Annotated in this window: 1 protein-coding gene and 1 CRISPR repeat array; the gene reads right to left on the bottom strand. The window is 66.0% G+C overall.

Going from position 1 to position 1637, the window contains the following annotated elements; all coding sequences use genetic code 11:
• A CRISPR array of direct repeats spans positions 1-1312; the repeat unit is 29 nt; unit sequence CGGTTCAGCCCCGCGGGTGCGGGGAACAC.
• An 86-nt stretch (positions 1313-1398) separates the two neighbouring features.
• Positions 1399-1637: IS256 family transposase (locus C516_RS18565; protein ID WP_018717190.1), on the bottom strand; the 239-nt coding region annotated here is incomplete at its 5' end.

Raw genomic sequence — 1637 nt, 5'->3', positions numbered from 1 at the left:
CGGTTCAGCCCCGCGGGTGCGGGGAACACACCTGTTAACCCGGTTTACACCCGACAAACAGCGGTTCAGCCCCGCGGGTGCGGGGAACACCCGGAGGTGTTGGGGAGGATGGTCCACGATCACGGTTCAGCCCCGCGGGTGCGGGGAACACTATATATAGACTGCGTTTGTTAACCCATTTTTCGGTTCAGCCCCGCGGGTGCGGGGAACACAAGTGATTGCGGATGAAGGCGCGGATGCGCGCCGGTTCAGCCCCGCGGGTGCGGGGAACACGACTCTGCGACAGATCGCCGAGCGAATCGGCGCGGTTCAGCCCCGCGGGTGCGGGGAACACATCGAGTCCACGGCCGAGGGGCAGGACGGCTACGGTTCAGCCCCGCGGGTGCGGGGAACACGCCAGTGTCCTTTAGCTTTTTCGTCCTGCTGTACGGTTCAGCCCCGCGGGTGCGGGGAACACTTATCTGATCCGCTCGTCGGTTTTGCTTGGGTCGGTTCAGCCCCGCGGGTGCGGGGAACACCGGATGTCGAACCCGAAGCTGTCGTCGATCTCCGGTTCAGCCCCGCGGGTGCGGGGAACACTGCCTCCGCAGCGCCAAGGACGACGAGCAGACCGGTTCAGCCCCGCGGGTGCGGGGAACACCCTACGCGGCGCGCACAAAACACACCAGCGCACGGTTCAGCCCCGCGGGTGCGGGGAACACGCCGTCCCTATGCAGAACGTCAACCGTCGTTCCGGTTCAGCCCCGCGGGTGCGGGGAACACTGTTCGACGAGCTACGCACACAGTACGAAGTACGGTTCAGCCCCGCGGGTGCGGGGAACACGCATAGGTCCTGGTATCGTCGGTTAGCTCGTACGGTTCAGCCCCGCGGGTGCGGGGAACACCTACTCCAACGCTTGTACACGACGTATCCGACCGGTTCAGCCCCGCGGGTGCGGGGAACACTCCTGCTCGTACTCGTCGATGATGCGTTGCGCCGGTTCAGCCCCGCGGGTGCGGGGAACACCCAATTGATGGTACGGAATATGCACAATGAATCGGTTCAGCCCCGCGGGTGCGGGGAACACCTGGCCCTCGCGGATCGCTCCAGCGACCTCAGCGGTTCAGCCCCGCGGGTGCGGGGAACACATCGAAGCAGCTCTGCACGTGAGCGCGGACGGCGGTTCAGCCCCGCGGGTGCGGGGAACACGGCGATGTGCTGCTCACGGTCGGTCAGTGTGATCGGTTCAGCCCCGCGGGTGCGGGGAACACTGGTGGCGGTTGATTTCTCCGCTCCAGTCACCCGGTTCAGCCCCGCGGGTGCGGGGAACACGTCTCACCACTCCCGCTGCCGTAGTAGGGCGCCGGGGTTCTGTGCGTCAAGTTGTGCAAAAGCGGCCATGGTCGGGTTGGGGAGTCTCAGGCGGCGTTGGCTTGCCTGAGCAAGTCCTTCTTGTGCTCCTTGAGTAGCTGCATGTTCAGGTAGCGGTTGTCCTCGAGCCAGCCCTCGTGGGTTTCGGCGGCGAGCGCGCGCACCAGGCGCAGGCAACTGGCGGCGTTGGGGAAGATGCGCACCACGCGCGTGCGTCGCCGGATCTCCTCGTTGAGCCGCTCGAGCATGTTGGTGCTCTTGAGATGCTTGTGGTGGGCGCGCGGCA

It is taken from the genome of Arhodomonas aquaeolei DSM 8974 (assembly GCF_000374645.1).
In the GTDB taxonomy this organism is placed as follows: Bacteria; Pseudomonadota; Gammaproteobacteria; order Nitrococcales; family Nitrococcaceae; genus Arhodomonas; species Arhodomonas aquaeolei.
The sequence above is the reverse complement of the archived record's forward strand: the minus strand, read 5'-3'. Positions and strand labels throughout refer to the sequence as shown.